We start from the raw sequence: 22,834 nt of genomic DNA, 5'->3' as shown, positions 1-22,834 counted from the left end.
TATGATATTGACCCTCCTCTCGGTCATCTTGATTGGTGCCGCGATCTATTGCCGGGCGGTCTTCGTCGCCAATCGTCGCACATCACCGTATGTCGGGCCGATCCATTCCCCGACACCCCCGACCAACCTCCATGCGGCAAGCGAAACGCTGACAGTTTTGACATGGAATATTGGGTATGGGGCATTGGGCAAGGATGCGGACAGTATTGTTGATAAGGGGCGATCCATGCGCGCTCTTTCGTCCATGGACATCACCTTGGCCGCGCAACGCATCGCACAGCGTTTGGCGGGCCAATCGGCCGATTTGATTTGCCTACAAGAAAGTGCCAATGCAGGTTTTTTGACCCGGGGCGTTGGGCTTCGTGACACGATCGAAGCTGCCTTGAGCAATCGACAAAACCTGTTTTGGGCTGACATGAAGTCCGTTCTCGTGCCGCAGTACTTAAAGATCGAGCATGGCATGTCCGTCCATGCGCGCGTCAACATCAAGTCCTGTGAAGCTGTCTTGTTCCCAAAAGACAGCACCTATTTCTTCGGCGGGCTGACAAAACACTACGGAAGTTTGATAAACCGCATCAGCATAGGTGAGACCGGGCGCGACTGGGTCGTGTTCAACATCCATCTGTCAGCATTCGACCCAGACATCCGCACCCGAATGGGGCAACTCGAGAAGCTGTTGCAGCTTGCCCAGCATGAATATGATCAAGGACATTGCGTTGTGATTGCAGGCGACTGGAACATGCGCCTGACCGCGACAGATCCTGGCCAGCACACTGGCGTACCAGAAAAGCTGCAGGTCATCAACTTCCCTGAAAACTCCTTGAACGAGGGGTGGTCATTTGCGTTGGACACAAAAACCCCAACCGTTCGGTCCTTGAACGCCCCCTACGTCGCCGGAAAAAACGCCACCGCAATTATTGACGGGTTCGTCTGTTCGCCAAATGTTGTGGTGAAAAGCGTTTCAACGGCGGATCTTGGGTTCGCAGACACGGATCACCACCCCGTGACCGGCTGCTTCCAAGCTTCGACATAGCTGTATTTCGCGCATCGATACGTTTTCGATGGCGACGACCGGGCTAAGAAGATCGCATTGGTTCGCCTTCTACACTCATTGCAACAATGCTTACGATCATCCTGAGCAGATGCTGATATGCGAAACTGATTGACGAAAACCGTGTTCGGTCAACTTGTACGGAGAATCCGTCAAAGAGGCTAAACGACAACGACGCGGGAACTTCGACCAACGTCTGCTGTATGGAAATTGCACGTATCGAAGACGGGTCAGTTCAACGTTTGCAATGGGTCGTGATCACGAGTTCAATTGTGTTTGTTTCCCGAAACCAAACTTTCGCTGCGATACAGAAATTCGGTAGATTGGGCTCTTCCAGCACTTTCGCCGCGCAAGTCACGAAGGGCGGGTCCGGGAAGCATTGCTGTTCGTTGCGGCGAGCGTGAACTGGTAAAATGCGAAACTTTGCCGCCGTTCCAACTATCAAACCCTATGTCCGCTTCACTCCATACGCGTAGCATTCACTCAAAAGAAACCCGTCGGAACTCTGAGATGCTAGGGGGACCCGCAGCGTAATATAAAATCGGCTGACCGGAAATTTCATAGATCACCGATCCAGCCGTGAACCCTATGTTGTTGGTATCAAGTGCCGAGCCTTGCTCCCGGCTCACCGGATTCTTTGGATCGTCCTTTGCACGAAGTGCCTGCATCAGCTTGTCCAGTGTAACGGGCGATTGGGGATCGGAAATTCGATCTTGAATTGACGTCAGCCTGGCTTTGGAATTGTGGGAAACTAGTGGCATGGCACATCCAGCTGATGCATTGCGCAGCTCAAACTGGTTGGTATCCCCGTTCGACAAAGGGTGGTTGGTATGACAAAGGCGCCTATCGGATTGCGGCCTGTGCGCAACGACAGAGCTGGGTCCACATTCAAGGCACAGCCCTGCGTCCTCCGAAGACAGCGTATAGGTCTGACCGCATGCGTGCGGCACATTACGCAGGAAATCCTCTGCCTCCTTCAGTGTTTGCAAAGACAGAACATGGCGGACAATGAAGGATACCGGCACACCTGTGGGGTTGAAACCAAGCTGCATCAGTGTGTTGCAATTGATGCCAAGTGGTGCGTTGTTGAGACCCATCAGGCCCATGAGACCGGCATACGTAAAGATCAAACATGCGCCCGAGCCGAGTTCATTGGCAATCCGTACCAAGACCTGATGGCCATCGACGAAATGATGGATATCCATATTTTGACCCGCAAAGGTTGGCGTGCCTGCGCCTCCAGTCACGGCGAACGTCGTGCATTTATGCGCTGATTGCGGAATCGAGGCATAATGATAGGCGTCAAAGAACCAGTCTTCGTCCAGCATTTGCAGTCGGTACGCTTCGTTCAGATCAAGCTGTGCCCCCTCAGCAAGCCCCTCGACCTCGCGCGCAAGACGCGGTGTCCATCGCTCAATGTTTGGCACGAAATCACAGCATTGTTCGAAGGCCGCCCAATAATCGCTCGGAGCATAGCCACGAGCCGCGATGGCGCGATCACGCTTCTTAATGATCATGTGGATGTCATCGCACAGCGACGCGCCGATCTGTTTTCCACGGTGATGTGGCGTACCACTGACCGCAATCACCTTCATATCCTCGGTTTTCATGACGGTTTACTCCGATCCAGCATGGCAAAGGCTTCGATCTCCACCTCCAACCCCGGATAGGCGAGTGCAGGTAGCGGGATTTGCGTGTTTATGGGCGCAGCCTTCAAAACCAACCCGATATCCTGAACGGGCGATGCAATATCGCTCGAAGTTTCTTGCCGAAACAGGGTTGTCAGCTTGCACAGCTGGGCCGCAGGTTCTTCGAACCTATCCAAAACAGTTTGAATATGGCGCAAGGAACGCTCGACCTGTGCTGGGAGGTCGCCGACCTCAATTGCTTGGCCGGACGTGTCGAGCGCGACCTGACCACCGACAAAAATCATCTTGTCGCATTTTATGCCGTGTTTGTAAGGCAGTTTGATCGTCCAGTCCCAATGCCCTTCGGGCCAAACATGCTGGCGTGTCAGATGTCGCCCGTCTTCCCCAAGCATCGCAACGCAAGAGAGTTTGATTGTCACGTCTGGGTCCGAAAATCGGGGAACGAGAATTCCGGTGGCCGCCGGACCAGGCTCTGGATAGAAACGTGCGCAGGCCAGGGCCGCAGGTTCAAAGTCTTCGACAACAGCACTGCCGGAATACCAGCGGTTGCTTTTAACCACATCAGCGAAGCCCGCGCCGAATTGGGCAAGTATCCTTTCAATTTGTACCATCTCAAACAGGGTCTGCTCGACGATGTCGCCGGGCGCATGAACGGCGCCGTCTGTGTGTATCGGAGCTTGGCCTGACACGAAGATCATCTTGCCACACCGGATGGCAGGACAGAACTTTTCGCTGGCGTCTTGTACCGGTTTGCTGACCGCATAGCTGCGCGGCATCAAATCACCGTTCGGGTGGCGCATGGCATAGCCCTCTATCTCAACCAGCTGCTGCACATCCATAAGACGTGGCACAGGCACCAGATTGACAGCTGTTTTCACACCGTCAGGCAGGCAGTCTGCAAGTTGGGCACAAACAGTGTGTTCATCGCCACTGCCATCCTCCGCATAAAAACAAAGCAGAAAGACAAGGTCTTCCAGCGCCGCCCCGTTTAGGGTCAATTCCCGCTCGATCCGTCCGATTGCCCCTTTCATCTGTTCGGGCATGTCTCCTGGGGTGCGAATGCTGCCGAAGTCATCGCGATCTGCCTGCCCTCCGACCCAGATCATCTCGCGACAGCGCAAAGCTTGGCTGCCAGTGTCAGGCAGCGTCATGTCTTTTGATGTCCGAGTTCATCCCAGTCATTCCAGCCGGGGAATTTAATCGGTTTGAGGTCGCCAAGATGCTCCAATTGGTCGGCCCATTTGGCCTTGTAGTCTTCCAGATGCTTCCTGAAAGCTTCGTCATCCAACAGCGTCACACCCGCATAGTTTTGTATCCCGTAGGCTAGAAAGGGCGGCAGAACCGTGAAACCCATGTAGTAAAGCGAGTAGTGGATTGGCCAGAACATCGCTTCGACATCGCCGCCGCGTCCACCACCGCCAAACGCAGCCTCTGGCGCGCCGACGGGAACACAGCAGATCACGTTCCGGCCTTTGAAGTAGCCGCGGTCATATCGCATTCCGCTGGTATAGGTCTTGCCACTGACGAACACTCGATCGAACCAGCCTTTCAGCATAGCAGGCTGGCTGTGCCACCAAAGAGGGAACTGCAGGATCACTAGATCGGCCTTTTCCAGCCGCTCAATCTCGCGAAGAACATCTCCGGGCAGCGTATCCGTATTGCTTGCATGCCGCTGCTCGATCATTGCTGAGAACCAGTCTGGTTCCTTGCGCAAGGCATAGTGTTCGGCCCTTTCGACGGGGTCAAAGCCCTCCGCGTGAAGATCAGAGACCGAAACACTGTGCCCAAGCGCCTGCAGTTTTTGGATGGCGACGTCTTTCAGCGCCCCGGTGAAAGATCCGGACTCGGGGTGGCAGAATACGATATGTGCGTGCATGGGATTTTGTCCGTAAGAAAAGGCTTGTTCCTCGGCAGATCAACATGTTCACTTTGGCCAATCAATTCGATGACTTTGAGAACCGGCTTTGCAAAAATGAACAGCACAACCTCTTGGGATGATTTGCGTCTGGTCCTGGCCATTTTCGACGCTGGCTCTTTGTCTGGTGCCGGGCGCATTCTGGGATCCAGCCATGCAACGGTGTTCCGCCGGTTGAATGCCATCGAGCAGAAACTGGGCGTGAGCTTGTTTCAGCGTGGCAGGACAGGATACACGCCTACGTTGGCAGGAGAAGAGGTTGCCGCCGCCGGTCGCAAAATAGCCGCACAAGTGAATGAGGTTGAACGGAGCATCATCGGTCAGGACCTGAGGCCAAGCGGTACCGTCAGGTTGACGACGTTGGATTCATTGTTGGTCGGCCTGTTGTCACCGCTTTTAGCGTCGTTTCAAAGGAGTTACCCTGAGGTTTTGCTGGAGGTGTCGGTCTCAAACCACCTCTATGACCTTTCCCGGCGTGAGGCCGACGTGGCCATTCGGCCGACGTCAAAACCGTCGGAAGCTCTGTTCGGTCGAAAGGTCGCGACCCTGAACTTTGCCGTTTACGGAGCCAAAAGTATCCTGCCCGATGACGTGAGCGGGCTGCGCTTTGAGGACTTCCCCTGGATCGGCCCAGATGGAGCAATGATTTACCCGGAACTGACGAGCTGGATGACAAAACGTGGTCTAGATGCACACTGCAAGCACAGAGTCGATAGCGTACTAGGCATGTTTGCCGCGGCACAGGCCGGGCAAGGCCTTTGCGTCTTGCCGCGATACCTCGGCGATCCCGCTGCAGCGTTGATCTGTGTCAGTGACGATCTTCCGGAAATCGAAACTGAGTTATGGATGGTGACACATTCCGACTTGAGAAAGACGGCACGGGTCCGCGCCCTCATGGATGTCCTCGGAGGCTCCATTGCTCAGCAGGTCAAACGGCAAAGCGGTCCTTAGCTGCATTGCAGAACGAAGTTGAAACGGACTCTCTGCCGCCATCGGAGCAATCGCAGCATCTGTTCGACAATGGAGGCTCGAACCGATACGGACGGCCCATAGCCGACATTGACCAATCCTCGGCAATGCTGCGATCGCAGCCCGGATTACCGATATTCGCCGCAACCGCAAAATCAGATGTTAGGCGAACTCACGGATTGCGGCACGAAGCTGACATTCCAATTTAGGCTGGTCTGAGCTCTTTTAGAAAACTAGGTCAAAAGTCAGATTGTTTCGATTAGCGATACAATTTTGACTTCTCAGCACATCTTCGTCAAATCTGGCGACTTTGCGGCAAAAACCGTCTGTTCCGCCACTGTTCCGCCGTAATTTTGATCGGATCCAGCCATATTTGACGATTAAATAAGGTTAACTGCTCAGAAAAGCGGCGAATCTACATTCTGTAACAAGTGACGTACTCCGAAACGGGGCGAAATAATGTTCTATCAAATCGCGTTCATACTGCTTTGCAGCGCAGTGATGATCCATCTGTCCTCGCACTGGTGGGAACTCCACTTCCGTCTCCGCGTTGACGCGGAAAAACAACGTATGCGCAAAATCGTCGACTGGACCATACCGATCGAACAACGCACGAAACCCACCGGATCGTTCGTCAGCAGACTTCTAGGTTAAGGCGCGAAATAGTCAAAACTTCCCAGCAGGGTATCTGGCTAGCACTCTGAATGACCATCAAGCATTTTTTACAGGCCAGTTCGTATTGCGGCCAGTTGTTCGATCTTTCCAAGGGGCAAACCCTACAAGTTGGATTACCGGTAGTCAATGACCGCTTTGGGCTCGATATCTCATCCTTGCGCTCTTCGAGGATCGCCTCAAACGAGTTCTTCAAAGCCCGAAGCCCCTTCCGTACCGTGATGCCCTGCTCAATCAGGAATGCGCGGATCTGATTGATAGTCGCCGTCCGACGAGACACCAACCTTGACCTGACCCGATGCAGTGCCTGCAGGTCCAGCTGATCCTGGCTCTTCTCGGACACGGTTTGCAGGTTGGGGCGAAGTGCCGCCTTGGCGATTGCCTCCGCGTCGTTGTAGTTGTTCTTTTGACCCTTATTGAATGGCTTCACATAGATCGCCGGGTTGATCCGGGGCTCGAAGCCCATCTCACGCAATGTCCGGCTGACAAAGTGTGCGCTCAGGCATGGCTCCATGCCCAAGATACAGCGCGGCAGCTTCTCAAATGTCGCGGCCAACGCCAGTCGCTCAATCTGTTTGCGCAAAACGCGTTGTCCGGACGGGTCAAAACCCACAATGTGGAAGGTGTCCTTGTCTATATCGACGCCGATCGACATCAGCTCGTCAAAGTCATTCTTCGCCATGCTACTTCTCCAGTTTGCAGAAATAGGCAAAGCCTAACCTGCTGGGTGAAGCAGCCGGTACATCCCATTAGCAGTCGCTCACAACGAAGATTTGATGCTGCGGCGCGGCACGTCAAACCGATCATCGCTTACTCCAAAGAAGTATGAATCTGCCAACACAGCACTGAAACGCTCCATTGCGTCCTCGTATCTTCAAGAAGCGCGATGCGAAATAGCAGCCGTTTTCTTTGCTTATCCAGCCTCAGAATTTGTTTAGAACCCGCCAACTCTACCGCATGGCTCGTCGGGAACGTCCCCAACAACTTGCACAAAAACCTGACTGATTTGCATGCGGCGAATTAAATATCTTAAGTATACGCTGCGTCAGTGGAAAAACCGCTTAGGTTTGGTTCAGCAACGGAGTTCTGTCAAAACCCATGCTGTGGTCGCGCCCGCAAGCTCGTGGAATATTTGACTCCAGTGACCTTCATCCCGTTAAATGAATCCAAGGGAAAGTGGTATGATTAGCGTGCGTATTTTTGGAGCTCTTGCTGTTGCTGCCGTGATTTTTGTCACGACGCCAATTGGCGCTTTCGCGCAGGCAGAGCAAACCGACCTATCCAAACTCCGTGACGTAGCTGCAGCTGGCGACGCTGAGGCCCAATTTCAGCTGGGAGAGATATATCTTTGGGGTAGCGGCACCCCTGTAGATTTGGAAAAAGCGAAAACTCTGCTTCGGACGGCGGCCAATAACGACAACCTGAACGCCATGAGGCTATTGGGCGAGAATTTGGTCGGTGGCTGGTTTCTGGAACAAGATGTGATTGGCGGTCAGGCTTTGCTGGAATATGCCGTTGAAGCGGGAGACGACAAGGCCATGGTCGCGCTCGGGAAGTTCTTCCTTTACGGTGAGCAGTTGCCAAAAGACGAGCCGCGGGCGCGCTTGCTTTTTGAGGCTGCAGCTGAGGCCGGAAATGGCAACGGGCTTCAGTCATTTGGCGCTACATTGATGTGGCGCGGGACCGATCCCGAGACGGCTGAAGCCATGTTGGTGCAAAGTGGGAATATGGGTGTTGGTGCCGCTTGGACATCTTTGGCTGAAGGCGCCATGTATGGTTATCTGGGGCAAACGCAACGCCGAAAGTTTGATGGCTATGCAGAGCGCGCGTTGGCCCTTGGTGAGACCAAGATTGCAGTGCTTGAGGCGCAACGGCGGCTTTATGGGATAAGCATGCGTGCAAGCGGGCCCTTGGCCGTCGAAGGGTTGGAAGCGGCCGCCCGTGAGGGAAACGCAGATGCAGCGGCATTTCTCATTCAATTGGTGCGGGACGGGAACCAATTGAACGTGTCCAGCTCACCAGACCTAGCAGAGACGTATCTGTCCGAATTTTCTGACACCCTCAGCGAGCGTGTTCGAGACCGGCTGAGTTTCACCATCCAAGCGTCAAAAGCTCAGAAACCCAGAGATTTCGCAGAATTGGCCGAGGTCTACGACAGTCGCCCCGAGCTGAAGTCAGTCGCGCATGCAAGGGACGTTCTCGCAACGAACGAAAATTTTGCTATCTACATTTTGCAAAGGAAACTCAGGCAGGATGGAATTTACCTCGGACCATTGGACGGCTTCGCTGGCAGGGGGACGATACGCGCCCTTTGGAGAGCCTGCAATGGTCTGCCCGACAACTCAAAATGCGAAGACACAGTGATGCACCCAAGCGTCATTGCGCGCCTGATTGCCGAGTAATCGAAATGCGATCTGAAGACCATTGTCTTTCTCCACCGGGCAGGCTTGCGCATGGATAATGATCGTTTTCCTAGACGAATCCATTTTCAGCTCCCTGAATCCGAGCGTACAAAAGAGGCAACGCTTGGTTTGCAGGCCGGTACTTGTCCGATTCCCGCCGTCTCTCTTGCCGCCAGTGTTCTAGCAGCTGCAGTTTGCTACGCGATATTTCGGTACGTAATTTTGAGGCCCAGTCTCGCTGGTCGACCCTTGTTGGAGCAAGTCAGCCTGACTGCGCAGGGTGGCCTTCAGGATATGCTCGTGCTCAGCATCGCGGGTGCAATAGCATTCGCTGTTAGCCAACTGTTCCTGCCAAGGCTGGTGGTCTGGGGCTTCAATCTTGTCGCCATTGTGCTGGTGCTCTGGGGGGCCCTGAATATAGTCGCAATGAACATGTTGGCCGAGCCGGTGTCCTGGGCATGGATCACCTATGCGGACATTTTGAACAGCAGCTACGCCAGCGACGCTATCATTCATCTTTTCGATGCTAAACTGGCGGGGATGATAGTCGCGGCGTTGGTTGGCTACCTTCTGCTTCGCTATCTGATCCGTCGGCTGCTTACCCGGTCCCAAGCCAAGGCGAGTTTCGCATTGGTATTGATCTTTTTGCCAATGTTCGCAGCTGGATGGTTGAACGAGTACACCACGGCTCCAAAGCAACTATCGCGGGGCGAAACGCTGAACCCGGCCGTCGCAATGGTCCAGTCTTTCGTAATACCTGCTGACGAAGGCCTGCGGGAATTCGTCGCGGCGGACTCCGGCTCTAACCCGCTTGTTCCGCCGAATGTTGCGTTTGCGACCCCCGTTGAACGCCCGAAAAGTGATCAGACTCCAATTCAAAACGTCGTTCTGTTTGTGCTCGAATCAGTGCCCGCGCGGTTTGTGGAAGAATATGGCAGCCCGTATCCGGTTACCCCGAACCTCACAAAATACGGCAAGGACGCCTTGAGGGTGGAGAGGGTCTATTCGCCAACGCCTGCGTCCAACTACGCGCTTTTTGCATTGACAACATCCGTGGTGCCAGAGATGCGAGCGGTCTCACCGCAGCAAGAATTTCCTGATCGAGACTACCTTGCTCTCGGCGATGTTTTGAAAGCACAAGGCCTTCGCACCGGCTTCTTTGCCTCGACAGACAACCGCTTCGACAGACGCGCCGACTACCTGCCCTATGCCGGCTATGACATCGTCAAAGACTACCGCGACTGGACCTGTGAAGGCGGATTCTTCGGTACAAGCGGGCCGGGCTACCACAACACGGGCCCGGACCGCTGCACGGTGCCACCAGTGTTGGATTGGGTCGATTCTGACCCGGATCAGCCCTTTTTTGCCACGTTCTGGACCGGGCAGCCGCATTTCCCCTACTTCGTCGAAGGTGAGATAGAAGAACAATCCGGCAATGCTGACCTTGATCGTTTTATGGCCGCGGTGTCGGCTGCGGACCGGGCGTTTGGCAGTCTGATGGAAGGATTGGAAGAGCGCGGCCTAATGGACGACACATTGGTCGTCGTTGTCGGGGATCACGGTGAGGCCTTCGGCGAGCATGGCACCTACGGCCATGCATCCGCAGTCTACGAAGAGAATCTACGCGTGCCGCTCTACTTCATCAATCCGAACCTGTTCGAAGGCGACGTGGTGGATGGTCTTGCCGCGACGACTGACGTCGCCGCCACCATTCTTGACCTTCTTGACATTGACCGACCAGAGCTTTGGCAAGGTCGTAGCCTATTTGATGTTGAGCGTCCCAACGGCACGATCTTCTTTTCGCCGTGGAATGGCTTTTTGGTAGGCTTCGTAGAGGGACATACCAAGGTTATCTACAACGCATCCACCAAAGAGATCGAATTGTTCGACCTGAAGGCCGACCCGAACGAAACGCGAAACCTCGCACCCGAGAGCCCCAACCTTGTGTTGACCTACAAAGAGAAGCTTTCTCAATGGCTAACATGGCAGGCAGCCCATTCAAGCCGTTTCGTCAATTCAGATGCGGAGCTTGCTCCAAATGCAAAAGCGCCGCCCCGCAGCTTTTCTATTCACGCCACGGGCACCTATTTTCGTGACTTCCCAAAGGCCAGAATTAGCGTCGATGGCGTGGAGTTGGGTGTTGTGGAGGTATCCGGCGCGATCAGCAACGCACAGGAAGAGGTCGACACTGAAACAGAGCAAAGCGCTCTTCGCCAATATTTTTTGGATAATGACGCGGATCGGTGTGGCGCTGTTCTAAGTATTCAGTTTCTCAACGACTCTTGGGCCGGGGAGGGCCTGACGGGTGACACAAATCTGTCTGTGAAATGGGTGGAGTTTGATGGCATCTACTATCTGGCAGAGCAATTTAGTTCAAGTAGTGGCGACGCGGGCGGATATTGGAATGGGGTCTATAAGCTTTGGCGCAATGGTGGTTTCAAGGTCAAGCTGTCCCCGCCATCGGACTGCATTTCAGACGTCCTTATCCAAGCGGACCAGTGAACAGCCGATCATCCTAATTCAGTAGTCGCGTGGTTCAGCTGCTTGGTTAATGGGAGGGCAAATCAACCTCTGCGGCAGCGGGATTTTTGACCAAACCCAGCGGGCGAGCAAATCCAAGTAGCGCGTCCACGGCTGTTGATGATAGAAGCTCGCAATGCGTTTTGACGCGCCCGCGCCTCACGCCGGTCGAGAGAATTTCCATTGGCCATCCAATTAAAACTGGTGGCCACGGGCTTCAGCTTCGATTTGGTGTCAGACTGAGACTCAGCCGATGCTGGGTCAATGGCTGCTATTAGCCCAGCAAAGCCGAAAAACGCGACAGCGCGCCATCCTCCGGAAAGGGACTGCTTCGACATGCCTACCTCGTACTTCTATGACGGTTTACCCCGTCTTATTAGAACTTGATTATGGCAATCTTAACGCAGCTCAAAGGCAAATTAATGGAAATCTAAGAACTGGTGTAACTTTGCTCAGTTAAGAATTTGGCTTTCTAGTCGCCAATCAGGCAGCCCGTAGCCGTCCGGCCATGGATAGACTTCCTTTTGATTGAAGTAGACGACACCCGACAAAAGTGGCTTGTCAGGCTGAGGTTGCCTGACCGCGTTGCGCCAGCTTTGGACGTAGTCTGCACTGCCAACGAAGCCCAGCTCTGCTACGATGACTGGCTTGCCAAAGGTAGATGCGCGGGCATAGGTTTCAGAGAGCCATTGGTCATAGGTGCGCGGCCCGCCCAAAATCTCCGTCTCCCAACTTTCCAGGCCAAAGATAGACAGCCCCACAACATCAACGTAATCGTCGCCGGGGTAGTAGCGCTCAAGCCCCTGATCCCCAGCCGGTGACCAGACGATGTTAATATCTGGTGCCTCTGCGCGGCAGATATCAATCATACGCTTGTAGGCGGTTATATAATCTTCTGGTTCCCAGTCTGACCAAATGAATTGGCCCGTTGTGCGCTCCATTTCATGCCCCCACCGCACCGAAATAGGGCTTTGGAGATCATTCAAAATCTTGCAGATGCCTCGCATGTTGGCGTCATAGTAACCCGACAAGATACCGTTCTTAAGGAATTCGGGCGTGTTGCGTTCGTCGACGGTCCAGGTCCAAGGTTCGATGGTTACCATCAGGGCGCGGCTGCGCTCCAAGGTGTATTCATCTGCATCCAACAATGAGATGAGCGAGACGTCTTCCCAAGGCAAAAACACGTGCTCGATCAAAACCTCGCTCTCGTCGCTATAGTCCCCGGCCGGATCAAACGCGCCGTATGGCATGTCACCTGGCGGTAGAGCCGCCGCAGAAACAATATAAGGGGCCATGGCGAAACTGACGGCCACTTTCCAGGGCAAGCTGTCCTTGAAATATGCCATAATAGACGTCTCCCTAGTTTGAGGTTGGAGTAAGTGGGGGCAAAAAGCCCCAGTCCAAGTTGAATTCATATGTGAAAGGTTCACGGCTGGCACTACCGGCGCCAGCAACATTGGTTTGCAGCGTGACTACACTCACTGGTTCCAACCCGATAGTTAGCGCATAGATGCTCTCGATCGAGCGAGAGGTAAACGCGCCCACAAGCAGCGCGATCGTGACGGCAACCGCGGTAAACTGCACGGCAACATCCCGCATCTGGAGCACAAAGGGCCATCCGTTTTCGTGCATATGCCGGACGACAATAATCGTTACGGTCAAGGTGTACAGCAGGCCCGACACCAGAGTCAGCAGATAGAACCCCTGCGCATTTTCGAGATCGTCGACAGCCAACACGGGGATGATGCACCCCATTGCAAGGACCAGATACACGACCCAAACCTTGTATGGCAGCTGGACGGGGCCGGTTTCCCCCTTCGGAGTGATCCGAAAATCAACAAAGCGTCCGGTAAGGCTGTCGCGTGCCGCTGAGATACAACCCCAAAGGACCCACGGCCATTGCAGCAGCAAGAACAAGGTGCGCTCCCAGCTGATCACCGGGGCGTCTGTTGGTCTGAACAACCCTAAGCGCTGTAAAGTTGTGGCGAACACCAGCAGCGCAAGTATCTGCGGCGCCGCATGGGCAAGATATTGGGGAAAGGTCACCTCCGCATATCGGATGTCCAATAGCACGGCTGCGATGGGTAAAAGATACATCATGAGGAATGTGATGCCGAAAATCGGGTACAGGACTTGGCAAAATAAGAACTGGGCTTTTAGCCAAAATGGTAGCTTTTTCAGGTAGTGCGGCGTGTGAACAAGTAGAAGCGTGACCAGACTGCGCGACCACTGAAATTCTTGAATTGCCAGGTCTGCAACTGTGGCGGGGCCGTCTCCTATCGCGATGGCATCAACGGCGTGCACGCCGCGCCAGCCGGCCGCGTTCATCAACATCGTTGTCGAGTGATCTTCTGCCAATTCGGGGCCCAGACCTCCGGCCTCACGCAGGGCCTTGGTCCGAACCGCATAATGCGACCCGATACACATAGGCGCACAACCGTTGCTGTATCCCGCCTGCAAGATACCGTGAAACGCTCCCTCGGTATGTAGCCGGGTGCGCACTGCCCAATTCCGTACGGAGTTGGATGAACAGATTGACGGGGCACTTACGTAGCCAATCTTATCGTCTGCAAAAGGCCGGAGAATTTCTTTCAGGTAGCCGGGTTGTGGCACATGATCTGAGTCCAGTTGACTGACGATATCGTAATCTTCATACCCCCAATGGTCGTAAAAATAGGCAAGGTTCCCCTCTTTGCATCGCGTCCGCCGAGGCCAAGTTGCCTGATGATAGGCTTCCACGCCCTTGCGCGACGATATTTGCACACCATGCTGCGCGCACCAGGTTTTGGTCGCGTCGTTAGGGTCCTCATCAGCGAGCCAGGTGTCATGTGGGAAATTTTGCTTCAGCATTGCCTCCAACGTGTTCTGGATCAACGCAAATGGTTCCGATGGGGTCTTGGTCACAATCATTGCGACACGGAAGCGCCCAGCTACGGGATCGGGGGCGCTGGCCCTGACCCCTCTCATAGCGAAATAGACGAAATAGCATTGCAGGAAGGTCAACCACCCTAGCAAGCCGGATAGTAAGACAAATCTCCAGGTAGAATCGATATGAGCAGGATCAAACCACCAGACCCAGAACCATGCTGTCGCGGCCAACCAGACACTGATCGAAGCCCAAAGAAATAGCCGTTTTGGGCCCTCAACAATTGGAGTCAGGAACGGTTGAGTGGCCTCAGGCGACTGCATATTGCTCCACTCCGAACCACGGCGCAGCATCTGTGATAATCTGCCGTAAGGAGGACATTTCCGTGCGAAAACTGAGAACCTCGGCGGCAAGTGATGAATCTGCGGTCAGGATCGGCGGGTCACCGGGGCGGCGGGGCTCAAACCGGACGGGGAGCGGCTTGCCAGTGAACGCTTCGATTTCGCGGATGATTTCAAGAATGGAATGGCCCTGCCCACTCCCAAGGTTGACTTTGATTGTGGGCTTTCCGGTCATCAAATAATCCAGAGCCAAGACATGTGCGCGGGCCAGATCGCAAACATGGATGTAGTCGCGGATGCAGGTACCATCCGGTGTCGGGTAGTCATCGCCAAAGACGGACAAGGCCGGGCGACGCGACCCGGCAGCCATCAGGGCTAGCGGAATTAGGTGGGTTTCCGGCTTATGCCGCTCGCCCAGTTGGCCGTCAGGATCGGCTCCTGCCGCATTAAAATACCGAAGGGCTGCAAATCTGAGGCTGGACGTCGCCGCAACATCCGAAAGCATCTGCTCGCCAATAAGCTTGGTGCGCCCGTAGGGGTTTATGGGGTTTTGTGGCGTTGTTTCGACGATCGGCATCCCATCCGGGCTGCCATATGTCGCGCAGCTGGACGAAAACACGATGCGGTCAACACCGCAGGCCGAGGTTGCAGCGAGCACGGACATCAACCCCCGCAAATTGTTGTCGTAGTACGCAAGCGGCTCGTGCACGCTTTCGCCCACATAGGCATAGGCCGCGAAGTGCAAGACGGCTTGAATGCCATGCGCCTTCAAAGCGGTTTCGACAGCCTCCTGATCCCGTATGTCTCCGACGATCAGCGGGCCAAAACAAGCCGCGTCGGCATGCCCCGTTGAGAGATTGTCAAACACCACCGGTTTGTAGCCCGCAGCGGAAAGAGCCTTACAGGCATGCGATCCGATGAAGCCTGCGCCCCCCGTTACCAGAATGGAGCTATCTGTGGTCATTGCCCTGCGATAGCTGCCGCATCTCTGTCCGCGATCAACCGGTCGCGGTACCAGCTGACTGTCATGTCTAGCCCATCAGATAAAGAGACCCGAGGAGCCCAGTCCAAGATCATCTTTGCACGGGTGATGTCTGGGCGGCGCTGTTGTGGATCATCTTGGGGCAACGGCTGATATGCAAGTTTACTACCACGCGAACCGGTCTTAGCAATGACTTGTTCAGCAAGCTCAAGCATGGTGAATTCAACGGGGTTGCCTAGGTTCACTGGCATCTTTTCGCCAGAGGCCATCAAACGGGTTAGTCCTTCGACAAGATCGCTGATAAAGCAGAACGAACGGGTTTGCTGCCCGGTTCCATAGATCGTGATGTCATCCCCCTGTAGCGCTTGCACTACAAAGTTTGAAACGACACGGCCATCTTCGGGATGCATATATGGGCCGTAGGTGTTGAAGATACGGGCAATACGGGTTTCGACGCCCCTATGCGTTCCATATTCCCACATCAGTGTCTCGGATATGCGCTTCCCCTCATCGTAGCACGCCCGCGGGCCGCAGATATTGACGTTTCCGAGATAGTCTTCCGACTGCAACGAGACCTCAGGGTCGCCGTACACCTCCGACGTGGATGATTGAAGAATACGCGCGTTTTTCTCTTCGGCCAAATCAAGCAGGTTCAACGTGCCCTGAAAACATGTTTTGGCCGTGTGAATGGGGTCGGACTGATACCGGCTAGGCGACGCGGCGCAGGCCATGTTGTATATTTCGTCGATTGGGCCGGGCCATTTAAGTGGGTCGCAAATGTCGTGGCGCAGCAGCTGAAAGTTCGGATCGTCCAGCAACGCGCGGACATTGGAAATGTCTCCGGTCAGGAAGTTATCGACACAGGTCACTTTGTGGCCTTGGCCCAGAAATTTTTTGCACAGATGGGAGCCAACAAAGCCTGCTCCTCCCGCAACGAGAATGACCTTCTCGCGTCGCGCAACTATGCGCGGACTACCCTTACCCACCGATCCTTACCCCCTAGTAAAGACAACGAGCTGCTCTGTGTAAGCCTAAGTACCGATAGATATATGGTTCCAGATGCTTATCAACAAACTACAACTCGTAAATCAAAAGCGAACACATCTTCAGGCTTCAGCAGAACCATAGGAAAGATGCAATAATACGCTATGATCACTCCCTTGAGAAAAAAGTCAAATTTATTCATGGTTTTCAGCTAACTGTGGTGACGTGCACACAAGATATTGGGCCTTCGAGCCAAAAAATAGGTATTCCTGTAAAAGGACTGATATTGCAACCGCGCCAAAGCGATTCTTCATCCCTCATTTGGGCCGCCTGCTCAGAACACCCGGAAAAAGCAATCTACAAGGCCCTAGTTTTTGCTAAATTAAACGTACCGCCCACTGCGTCATCACTTAGTTGCGCAGCGCTCGAGGTCCGAGCGGTGTTCTGTCGTTGGCAGAGACATGACGCGATCCGATCTGCCCCAAAACCCTATCAAAAGCCCGCCCGGTCGCCGTAAGGGTCAGATCGTTGTTAACAAGATTCAATCGGGGCGTTTGTCCGTTCCATTTGTAGGGGTTGGCGGCAAACCAGGCGTGGCGCTCAACAAAAGGGAGGCTTTCCATCATCCGAATAGCATCGGTGGCAAACTTTGCATTCTGCTGATGTGTTGTACGTGATGGTCGGTGCCAGTCTATGAGCGCAAATTCTGTAACCCAGATTGGTCGTTTGTATGCTGCGTGAACAGCGCGCAGCCAATTGCGAAACTCCGGTATGCTGCCATTAGTCGAGTAGTAGTGGACCGCCATAAAGTCGACGCGCAATCCACGTGCCTCCGCTTCTTTCATGAACTGGTATTGCCAGGAATTTTTGCCCAACGTATTGCCGCGCTTGGTTGCAGGGCTGCTCAAACGCAATCCACGCCGTTCTAATTTGGGCCAAAGCTTGATGGCCTGTCCTACACTCATGTTGCCGTGGCCATCAGGCTCGTTGAATGCCAGCAAATTGCGTACCGTTACGTTTGACCGGATCCGTTTGTTAATGTCTTTAGCGCTGTGGATCATCGGCACAAATTCGACCGTCCGCCGGTGGCTCGTCTTGGAATAAATCTGGTCGGGGCGCCAATTGTAGTACCAGCCCAAAGCGGGCGTTTCTTCGATCCAACCGAGCATGGTGAAGTCTGGGTTCTCCCATGCGCCAACACCCGCCTTTTGCGCATGTGCAACGGTGGACAAACAGGCGAAGAGCGCAGACGCTATAACCAGTTTTAAAAACTTATACATCTGCACCCCTCAACGTTTTCGCCTGCCATGTTGGGAGGCCTGTTGAACGACGGTGCTAGCGCCCCAAAACGCCAATTCTGAGGCACAAATGTGAAGGGAATCTGCGATTCCATTATGCCCAACCCGCATGCAGCATGGGCAATGTCGAATGGTCAGGGTCAATTACGACGCGGTTGACTAAATTCAAATACGGACGCAGCCTAGGTGTCTTGATGCCGTTAGAAAGTTAAGTTGATGAAGTTCACTGTTCCTGTCGCCATTGTCTTCGTCGGCCTTGTTTCACCGACAATGCTCTTTGCCGAAAACCGTTCACTGACCAGCGCGCCGGTTGCATTTTGCGATCCGCTTCTGTCGGAAGGGCGCAATGATCTTGATCAAGAGGACGGCGACGACGAAGAGCTAGCGAAGACGCACCGGTACGACCTCGAGACGTCAGAACGGCTTATCTCCTCAGAGCAAATTATGAATGCGCTGTTTGAGGAGAAATGGAACCTTAGCACGGGTGAACCCATTCAACGTTATGAGTTGTGCAGCGCCGAAGAAAATTACGTCATTCTGTGGAGCAGGCTTTTTAGACCCGACGATGAACAAGGGCTGGTGCTTGACGCCGAAGGCTATATGTCGATTCGTAAGGATGGGTCATTTAAACTGACTTATGCTCAGCGTCCCTATCTTGGGACATGGGAACTTGATGGCACAGACATGGTTCTGAGTGGTGACTGGCTTAATAACGGCGATCCCTATCGCGCGCCGGTCGAGCTCGTAAGAACACCGGTGGAAACAGTGGACGGCGACGGCGTCAAGAACAGCTTTTTGGATGAAAACTACCGTATCGGCGGGTTCAGATTTTATAGGCTGCCAACAACGATAAAAGGCAGCCAACAGAATTGCAGCTGTACCAATCAAAACCAATAAGGGCATGTGGCGCCCGGTTCAGGTTTAGGCGTTTATTAAAAGACGCAGTAGGGCTTTGATGAAACTTGGCTCTTCAACTCGCGGCTTCGCTCATGCAGCGAACTTCCGCTTTCCGCCCTCCCCGTGGGGCGACTAATGATCGTTACGTAAATCGCACACGCGCAGCGAATGGCAGAAAAGTCTCGCATAAGAGACATTCGGTTTTAGCTTATATTGGCCAAATGTGGCTCGTAAGGCCGGGGTTCACCCCACATCCACAATCTGATGCACTTCGATAACATTCCCGTCGGGGTCGTAGAAGAACACCTGATGCCACCCTTTCACCGCGCTGCTGCCCCAGTCAGAATAGGGCACGCCCTGCGCGTCCAGATGCTTCATGAACGCCTCGATATCATCCGTCCGGTACGCGATGTGGCCACGCTCAAGCGGGTTCACCACTTGCCCTGAGCGAAATGAATTCAACACGTCCCGCGGGGTCAGGTGCATTTGAATGTCGCCATCGGTCACGAAGGACACGTCGCCCACCAGCCCTTTTTCGGTGTTCAGGGGCGGCAGCTCGGCGGGGTCTTCGTCGCCCAATGTCAGCACGTCCCGGTAAAAGCGGTCCATCTCCTGCACGTCTGAGGAGCAAAGATTGATGTGGTGCAATTTGAGTTTCATGGACCCAGCGTGACGGAGACCGGAACCACGCGCAAGCCTGACGCCCATAGCTCGGCCTGGCCCGAACTATGAAGGCTTGGTAAACGGCCCAATCCCCTGCTGCATCCGTGCGCAAATGCGCGAAGCCGCGGATTTTTTCAGCGGTTTTGCGCGTCAGAGTTTTGGGACATTTTGGGTTTTGGCCCGAAATGTTTTGTCCCAAATTGTCCCAAACTAGGCAGAACTGGCCGCCTGAACCCCCGCCTCCAGAGCGGTTAATATCGTGCTAATTTCGGCCTCGGTGATCACCAACGGAGGCGACATCAGCAGGTTGTTCCCGCCAATCCGCACCATCGCCCCGGCCTCGTAAGTCGTTTCAAAAGCCGTCTTCAACATCGCCATCGGCGCAGGTGTTTTTGACGCTTTGTCGGTCACGAATTCCAGCCCGGTCATCAACCCGTGCCCGCCCCTGACATCCCCGATGACGTCGTATTTTTCCTTTAATTTCAATAGCCCTTCGAATAACTGCGTCCCGCGCGGCGCCGCATTTTCGTTGATCTTCAACCGCTGACTTTCCCGGATGCACGCAAGCGCCGCCGCTGCGCCGACGGGGTGGGCGGAATAGGTGTAGCCGTGGAAGATGCTGGCCATGTCGGGATCGCCGTTTTCAAACACCTCGGCCACGGCCTCGCTGACCATGCAGGCCCCGAACGGGAAGTACCCCGACGTGATGCCCTTCGCCATCGTCATCATATCCGGCTTCACCCCCCAATGCCGCGACCCCGACCAATCGCCAGAGCGCCCGAAGCCCGTAATCACCTCATCCGCGATCATCAAAATTCCATATTTTTCAGTGACTTGGCGCATCTCGGGCATGTAATGCTCAGGCGGTACAATCACCCCGCCTGCGCCTTGGATCGGCTCCATAATGAAGCACGCAATCGTGTCGGGGCCCTGAAATTCGATCTCGTCAATCGCCGCTTTCACGCAGAGATCGCCCAGCTTTTTGGGGTCGGTCTCATCAAACGGATTGCGATACGCATAGGGCGTCGGCAGGTGGAAACAGCCCGGCATCAGCGGCTCGTAATTGATGCGGAAGCGGTTGTTTCCATTGACCGAAGCGCCGCCAAAATGGGTGCCGTGATAGCCCTTCTTCAAGGACAAGAACTTCGTCCGTTGCGGCTGTCCTTTGACCTTGTGGTATTGCCGCGCCAGGCGCAGCGCCGTCTCGACCGCGTCAGACCCGCCAGAGGTGAAGAACGCCCGGGCCATCCCGTCGGGCGCGAACATCTCGCGCAGCTCATAAGACAGCTCAATCGCGGGTTCGTTGGTGGTGCCGCCAAAGGCAGAATAGTAAGGCAGTTCAACCACTTGATCGGCAATCGCCTTTTTGATCGGGTCACAGGAATAGCCCACATTCACGCACCACAATCCGCCCACGCCATCGACGACGGTGTTGCCGTCATGGTCGGTGATCGTAGACCCTTCGGCCTTTGATATGATGCGCGGCGGATGGTCCTGCATGGCACCAGGATGCGCCATCGGATGCCACATGTGGCGGGCGTTGTTTTCTTTCAGAAAATTGTCGTCTTTCATGGCCGCACCCTTTCTCAATTTCAGCCCAACCGTCCCCTAAGTCGGCTAATGCCGCAAGCCTGAAACCGACATTCCGCCGCACCCCTTGTTTGCAAGGCCCAAGGCCTCTACATGACCCTGATGAAACGCTTTATCCCATTCATGAAATCAGAGCCAACCGTCGCCGTCATTCGCATGAACGGCGTGATCGCAAGCGGCGGGCGTGGCCAAACGCTGAACGACGCGGGGCTTGCGCCCCTGTTGGAGAAGGCCTTTCGCAAGGGCAAACCCGAAGCCGTTGCATTGGTCATCAACTCGCCCGGCGGCAGCCCGGTGCAATCCTCGCTGATCGGCGCGCGCATCAAACGTCTTGCCGAGGAACATGAGGTTAAAACCTTCGCATTTGTTGAGGATGTGGCGGCCTCAGGCGGGTATTGGCTCGCCGCAAGCGCAGATGAGATTTGGGTGGATGACAGCTCCATCGTTGGCTCGATCGGGGTGATCTCCGCCAGCTTCGGCTTCAACGAATTGATGGAACGCCAAGGTATTGAGCGCCGCGTTCACACGGCCGGAAAAGACAAGTCGATGCTCGACCCGTTCCGCCCCGAAAAGCCCGCTGACGTGAAACGGCTGAAGGCTTTGCAGCAGCAGATCCATAACAACTTCATAGCCCATGTTCAAAAGGGCAGGGGCGACCGTTTGTCGGATGACAAGGACCTGTTCACTGGCGAGATTTGGGTTGGCGGTCACGCCATCGAGGTGGGCCTCGTGGACGGTGTTGGCCATGTGGTTCCCAAGATGAAAGAGCTGTATGGCGACAAGGTGCGTTTCCAGGTTTACGGCCCCAAACGCTCGATCTTTCAGCGGTTCGGATCGCAGCTGTTGGGGGACGCCATGGCGCAGATCGACGACAAAGCGCTGTGGGCGCGGTTCGGGCTGTAGATGCTCTTCAAAATCATCACGTTTTTCCTGATTGGCATGGCGGTGCTGGCGATGTTCGGTAAGCTGCGCATCCCTAAGATTAAGGCGTATGAAAAGCGCAAATGCGCGAAATGCGGGTCCTTCAGGATCGGCAAGTCCTCTTGCATGTGTGAAAGACCCAAAACCTGATGAATTGGCTGATTAACGAGTTCACGCTGGCCGCGGTCGGCCTTACTTTGTTGCTGTTTGCCGGAGATGCCCTGGTGAAAGGCGCTGTGAATCTGTCGCTGCGTCTGGGCGTGCCGGCGTTGATTGTCAGCCTGACCATTGTGGCGTTTGGGACCTCTGCGCCTGAATTGCTTATCTCGGTGCAATCCATTCTTGACGGAGAGCCGGGCCTGGCCATCGGTAACGTGGTCGGCTCGAACACGGCCAATGTATTGCTGGTGTTGGGGATACCGGCCCTGCTGGCTGGGCTGTCCGCGTCGCAATCAGACACGCGCAAGAGCTATGTCATCATGATTTTGGGGACGCTGCTGTTCATTGGTTTGGCCTTCTATGGGCCGATCACCTGGTGGCATGGGTTGGTTTTGTTGGCGGCGCTTGCGCTCATGTTGCTCGACAGTTTCCGCGATGCGCGGCTGCATATGCGGTCCGGCGTGCCGGAGGAAGAACCCGAAGGCGCGGACCTAACGATGCGGGGCTGGAAAATCACCGCGTTTCTGATCGCGGGCATCATAGGTCTGCCGCTGGGCGCGAAGCTGCTGGTCGACAACGCGGTGATCATTGCCACAGATTTTGGCGTGTCACCGACCGTTATTGGCCTGACCCTTGTGGCCATCGGGACGTCCATGCCGGAACTGGCGACCACGGTGATGGCGGCGTTCCGCAAGAAGGCGGATGTGGCGATTGGCAACGTGATCGGGTCCAACGTGTTCAACCTGCTGGCCATCATCGGTATTGCGTCTCTGGTGGGGCCGATGCCAGTCCCCGACGCGTTTTTGAAATTGGATCTGTGGGTGATGCTGGGTGCCTCGTTGTTGATCGCGCCGGTGGTGTTCCGCAGACAGCGGATGGGGTATGGGTGGGGCTTCGGCTTGACCCTCGCGTATCTAGCCTATCTCTACATGGTGCTGACAAACGGAGCCTGACC

At 54.8% G+C, this 22,834-nt stretch carries 17 protein-coding genes and 1 pseudogene; 7 read left to right on the top strand and 11 right to left on the bottom strand.

The genetic code is table 11. From position 1 onward, the window contains the following. Window position 1: 1 nt before the first annotated feature. Window positions 2–1,033, top strand: coding sequence for an endonuclease/exonuclease/phosphatase family protein (locus Q0899_RS11865; protein WP_299193020.1), 1,032 nt, complete (start codon window positions 2–4; stop codon window positions 1,031–1,033). 497 nt (window positions 1,034–1,530) lie between these two features. On the opposite strand, the gene Q0899_RS11860 is transcribed toward Q0899_RS11865, so the two are convergent. The 3 genes from Q0899_RS11860 to Q0899_RS11850 are packed head-to-tail and all read right to left on the bottom strand — an operon-like array spanning window position 1,531 to window position 4,576. Continuing rightward, window positions 1,531–2,661, bottom strand: coding sequence for a C45 family peptidase (locus Q0899_RS11860; protein WP_298293421.1), 1,131 nt, complete (start codon window positions 2,659–2,661; stop codon window positions 1,531–1,533). Continuing rightward, window positions 2,658–3,851: a Rid family hydrolase gene (locus Q0899_RS11855; protein WP_299193017.1), complete on the bottom strand. Its 1,194-nt coding sequence runs from the start codon at window positions 3,849–3,851 to the stop codon at window positions 2,658–2,660. Before Q0899_RS11855 ends, Q0899_RS11860 begins: the two co-directional genes overlap by 4 nt. Continuing rightward, window positions 3,848–4,576: an NAD(P)H-dependent oxidoreductase gene (locus tag Q0899_RS11850; RefSeq protein ID WP_299193015.1), complete on the bottom strand. Its 729-nt coding sequence runs from the start codon at window positions 4,574–4,576 to the stop codon at window positions 3,848–3,850. The genes Q0899_RS11855 and Q0899_RS11850 overlap by 4 nt, the downstream gene beginning before the upstream one ends. Window positions 4,577–4,645: 69 nt before the next feature. On the opposite strand from Q0899_RS11850, the gene Q0899_RS11845 reads away from it, so the two are divergent. After that, a complete protein-coding gene (locus Q0899_RS11845) occupies window positions 4,646–5,566 on the top strand; it encodes a LysR family transcriptional regulator (protein WP_298293427.1) in 921 nt (306 codons plus the stop codon). A gap of 817 nt (window positions 5,567–6,383) precedes the next feature. On the opposite strand, the pseudogene Q0899_RS11840 reads toward Q0899_RS11845, so the two are convergent. After that, window positions 6,384–6,938: pseudogene (locus Q0899_RS11840) on the bottom strand (transposase); the annotation flags it as partial. A 499-nt stretch (window positions 6,939–7,437) separates the two neighbouring features. On the opposite strand from Q0899_RS11840, the gene Q0899_RS11835 reads away from it, so the two are divergent. Both Q0899_RS11835 and Q0899_RS11830 read left to right on the top strand, forming a co-directional pair. Beyond that, window positions 7,438–8,658 carry a tetratricopeptide repeat protein gene (locus Q0899_RS11835; protein ID WP_298362270.1) on the top strand — a complete coding sequence of 407 codons (1,221 nt, stop codon included), beginning with the start codon at window positions 7,438–7,440 and terminating at the stop codon, window positions 8,656–8,658. 51 nt (window positions 8,659–8,709) lie between these two features. Then, the gene (locus Q0899_RS11830; RefSeq protein ID WP_299193012.1) at window positions 8,710–11,160 is read left to right on the top strand and encodes a sulfatase-like hydrolase/transferase; all 2,451 of its coding nucleotides are present in this window, start codon (window positions 8,710–8,712) and stop codon (window positions 11,158–11,160) included. Window positions 11,161–11,630: 470 nt separating this feature from the next. Here Q0899_RS11830 and Q0899_RS11825 read toward each other — a convergent pair whose 3' ends face one another. The 5 genes from Q0899_RS11825 to Q0899_RS11805 all read right to left on the bottom strand — a co-directional run bounded on the left by Q0899_RS11825 (window position 11,631) and on the right by Q0899_RS11805 (window position 17,631). Then, window positions 11,631–12,524: a glycoside hydrolase family 26 protein gene (locus Q0899_RS11825; RefSeq protein WP_298293414.1), complete on the bottom strand. Its 894-nt coding sequence runs from the start codon at window positions 12,522–12,524 to the stop codon at window positions 11,631–11,633. Window positions 12,525–12,537: 13 nt separating this feature from the next. Then, the gene (locus Q0899_RS11820) at window positions 12,538–14,367 is read right to left on the bottom strand and encodes a glycosyltransferase family 2 protein (RefSeq protein WP_298293412.1); all 1,830 of its coding nucleotides are present in this window, start codon (window positions 14,365–14,367) and stop codon (window positions 12,538–12,540) included. Beyond that, window positions 14,354–15,349 carry a UDP-glucose 4-epimerase GalE gene (gene galE, locus Q0899_RS11815; RefSeq protein ID WP_298362264.1) on the bottom strand — a complete coding sequence of 332 codons (996 nt, stop codon included), beginning with the start codon at window positions 15,347–15,349 and terminating at the stop codon, window positions 14,354–14,356. Before galE ends, Q0899_RS11820 begins: the two co-directional genes overlap by 14 nt. Next, entirely contained in the window at window positions 15,346–16,332 is a 987-nt protein-coding gene (locus Q0899_RS11810) for a UDP-glucuronic acid decarboxylase family protein (RefSeq protein WP_298295889.1), read from the bottom strand. Before Q0899_RS11810 ends, galE begins: the two co-directional genes overlap by 4 nt. 429 nt (window positions 16,333–16,761) lie before the next feature. Beyond that, on the bottom strand, window positions 16,762–17,631 hold the full coding sequence (locus tag Q0899_RS11805; RefSeq protein ID WP_298293408.1) for a glycosyl hydrolase: 870 nt from the start codon (window positions 17,629–17,631) through the stop codon (window positions 16,762–16,764). A 234-nt stretch (window positions 17,632–17,865) separates the two neighbouring features. Here Q0899_RS11805 and Q0899_RS11800 point away from each other — a divergent pair, with 234 nt between their 5' ends. Beyond that, window positions 17,866–18,546: a hypothetical protein gene (locus Q0899_RS11800; protein WP_298362261.1), complete on the top strand. Its 681-nt coding sequence runs from the start codon at window positions 17,866–17,868 to the stop codon at window positions 18,544–18,546. A gap of 243 nt (window positions 18,547–18,789) precedes the next feature. On the opposite strand, the gene Q0899_RS11795 is transcribed toward Q0899_RS11800, so the two are convergent. Both Q0899_RS11795 and Q0899_RS11790 read right to left on the bottom strand, forming a co-directional pair. After that, on the bottom strand, window positions 18,790–19,206 hold the full coding sequence (locus tag Q0899_RS11795; protein ID WP_298362258.1) for a VOC family protein: 417 nt from the start codon (window positions 19,204–19,206) through the stop codon (window positions 18,790–18,792). A 213-nt stretch (window positions 19,207–19,419) separates the two neighbouring features. Next, the gene (locus Q0899_RS11790) at window positions 19,420–20,781 is read right to left on the bottom strand and encodes an aminotransferase class III-fold pyridoxal phosphate-dependent enzyme (protein WP_299193008.1); all 1,362 of its coding nucleotides are present in this window, start codon (window positions 20,779–20,781) and stop codon (window positions 19,420–19,422) included. Window positions 20,782–20,901: 120 nt separating this feature from the next. Here Q0899_RS11790 and Q0899_RS11785 point away from each other — a divergent pair, with 120 nt between their 5' ends. Beyond that, the gene (locus tag Q0899_RS11785; protein ID WP_298294126.1) at window positions 20,902–21,702 is read left to right on the top strand and encodes a S49 family peptidase; all 801 of its coding nucleotides are present in this window, start codon (window positions 20,902–20,904) and stop codon (window positions 21,700–21,702) included. 167 nt (window positions 21,703–21,869) lie between these two features. Continuing rightward, a complete protein-coding gene (locus tag Q0899_RS11780) occupies window positions 21,870–22,832 on the top strand; it encodes a calcium/sodium antiporter (protein ID WP_299193006.1) in 963 nt (320 codons plus the stop codon). Window positions 22,833–22,834 lie beyond the last annotated feature (2 nt).

Origin of the sequence: uncultured Litoreibacter sp., from assembly GCF_947501785.1 — a bacterium.
In the GTDB taxonomy this organism is placed as follows: domain Bacteria; phylum Pseudomonadota; class Alphaproteobacteria; order Rhodobacterales; family Rhodobacteraceae; genus Litoreibacter.
The sequence above is the reverse complement of the archived record's forward strand: the minus strand, read 5'-3'. Positions and strand labels throughout refer to the sequence as shown.

Excerpts from the sequence above, each read along its gene's own strand:
- Q0899_RS11805 (WP_298293408.1), bottom strand. The coding sequence starts at position 17,631 with ATGTATAAGTTTTTAAAACTGGTTATAGCGTCTGCGCTCTTCGCCTGT.
- Q0899_RS11825 (WP_298293414.1), bottom strand. The coding sequence starts at position 12,524 with ATGGCATATTTCAAGGACAGCTTGCCCTGGAAAGTGGCCGTCAGTTTC.
- Q0899_RS11850 (WP_299193015.1), bottom strand. The coding sequence starts at position 4,576 with ATGCACGCACATATCGTATTCTGCCACCCCGAGTCCGGATCTTTCACC.
- Q0899_RS11785 (WP_298294126.1), top strand. The coding sequence starts at position 20,902 with ATGAAACGCTTTATCCCATTCATGAAATCAGAGCCAACCGTCGCCGTC.
- Q0899_RS11860 (WP_298293421.1), bottom strand. The coding sequence starts at position 2,661 with ATGAAAACCGAGGATATGAAGGTGATTGCGGTCAGTGGTACGCCACAT.
- Q0899_RS11830 (WP_299193012.1), top strand. The coding sequence starts at position 8,710 with ATGGATAATGATCGTTTTCCTAGACGAATCCATTTTCAGCTCCCTGAA.
- Q0899_RS11780 (WP_299193006.1), top strand. The coding sequence starts at position 21,870 with ATGAATTGGCTGATTAACGAGTTCACGCTGGCCGCGGTCGGCCTTACT.
- Q0899_RS11845 (WP_298293427.1), top strand. The coding sequence starts at position 4,646 with ATGACTTTGAGAACCGGCTTTGCAAAAATGAACAGCACAACCTCTTGG.
- Q0899_RS11800 (WP_298362261.1), top strand. The coding sequence starts at position 17,866 with ATGAAGTTCACTGTTCCTGTCGCCATTGTCTTCGTCGGCCTTGTTTCA.
- Q0899_RS11790 (WP_299193008.1), bottom strand. The coding sequence starts at position 20,781 with ATGAAAGACGACAATTTTCTGAAAGAAAACAACGCCCGCCACATGTGG.
- Q0899_RS11855 (WP_299193017.1), bottom strand. The coding sequence starts at position 3,851 with ATGACGCTGCCTGACACTGGCAGCCAAGCTTTGCGCTGTCGCGAGATG.
- Q0899_RS11865 (WP_299193020.1), top strand. The coding sequence starts at position 2 with ATGATATTGACCCTCCTCTCGGTCATCTTGATTGGTGCCGCGATCTAT.
- Q0899_RS11795 (WP_298362258.1), bottom strand. The coding sequence starts at position 19,206 with ATGAAACTCAAATTGCACCACATCAATCTTTGCTCCTCAGACGTGCAG.
- Q0899_RS11820 (WP_298293412.1), bottom strand. The coding sequence starts at position 14,367 with ATGCAGTCGCCTGAGGCCACTCAACCGTTCCTGACTCCAATTGTTGAG.
- Q0899_RS11835 (WP_298362270.1), top strand. The coding sequence starts at position 7,438 with ATGATTAGCGTGCGTATTTTTGGAGCTCTTGCTGTTGCTGCCGTGATT.
- galE (WP_298362264.1), bottom strand. The coding sequence starts at position 15,349 with ATGACCACAGATAGCTCCATTCTGGTAACGGGGGGCGCAGGCTTCATC.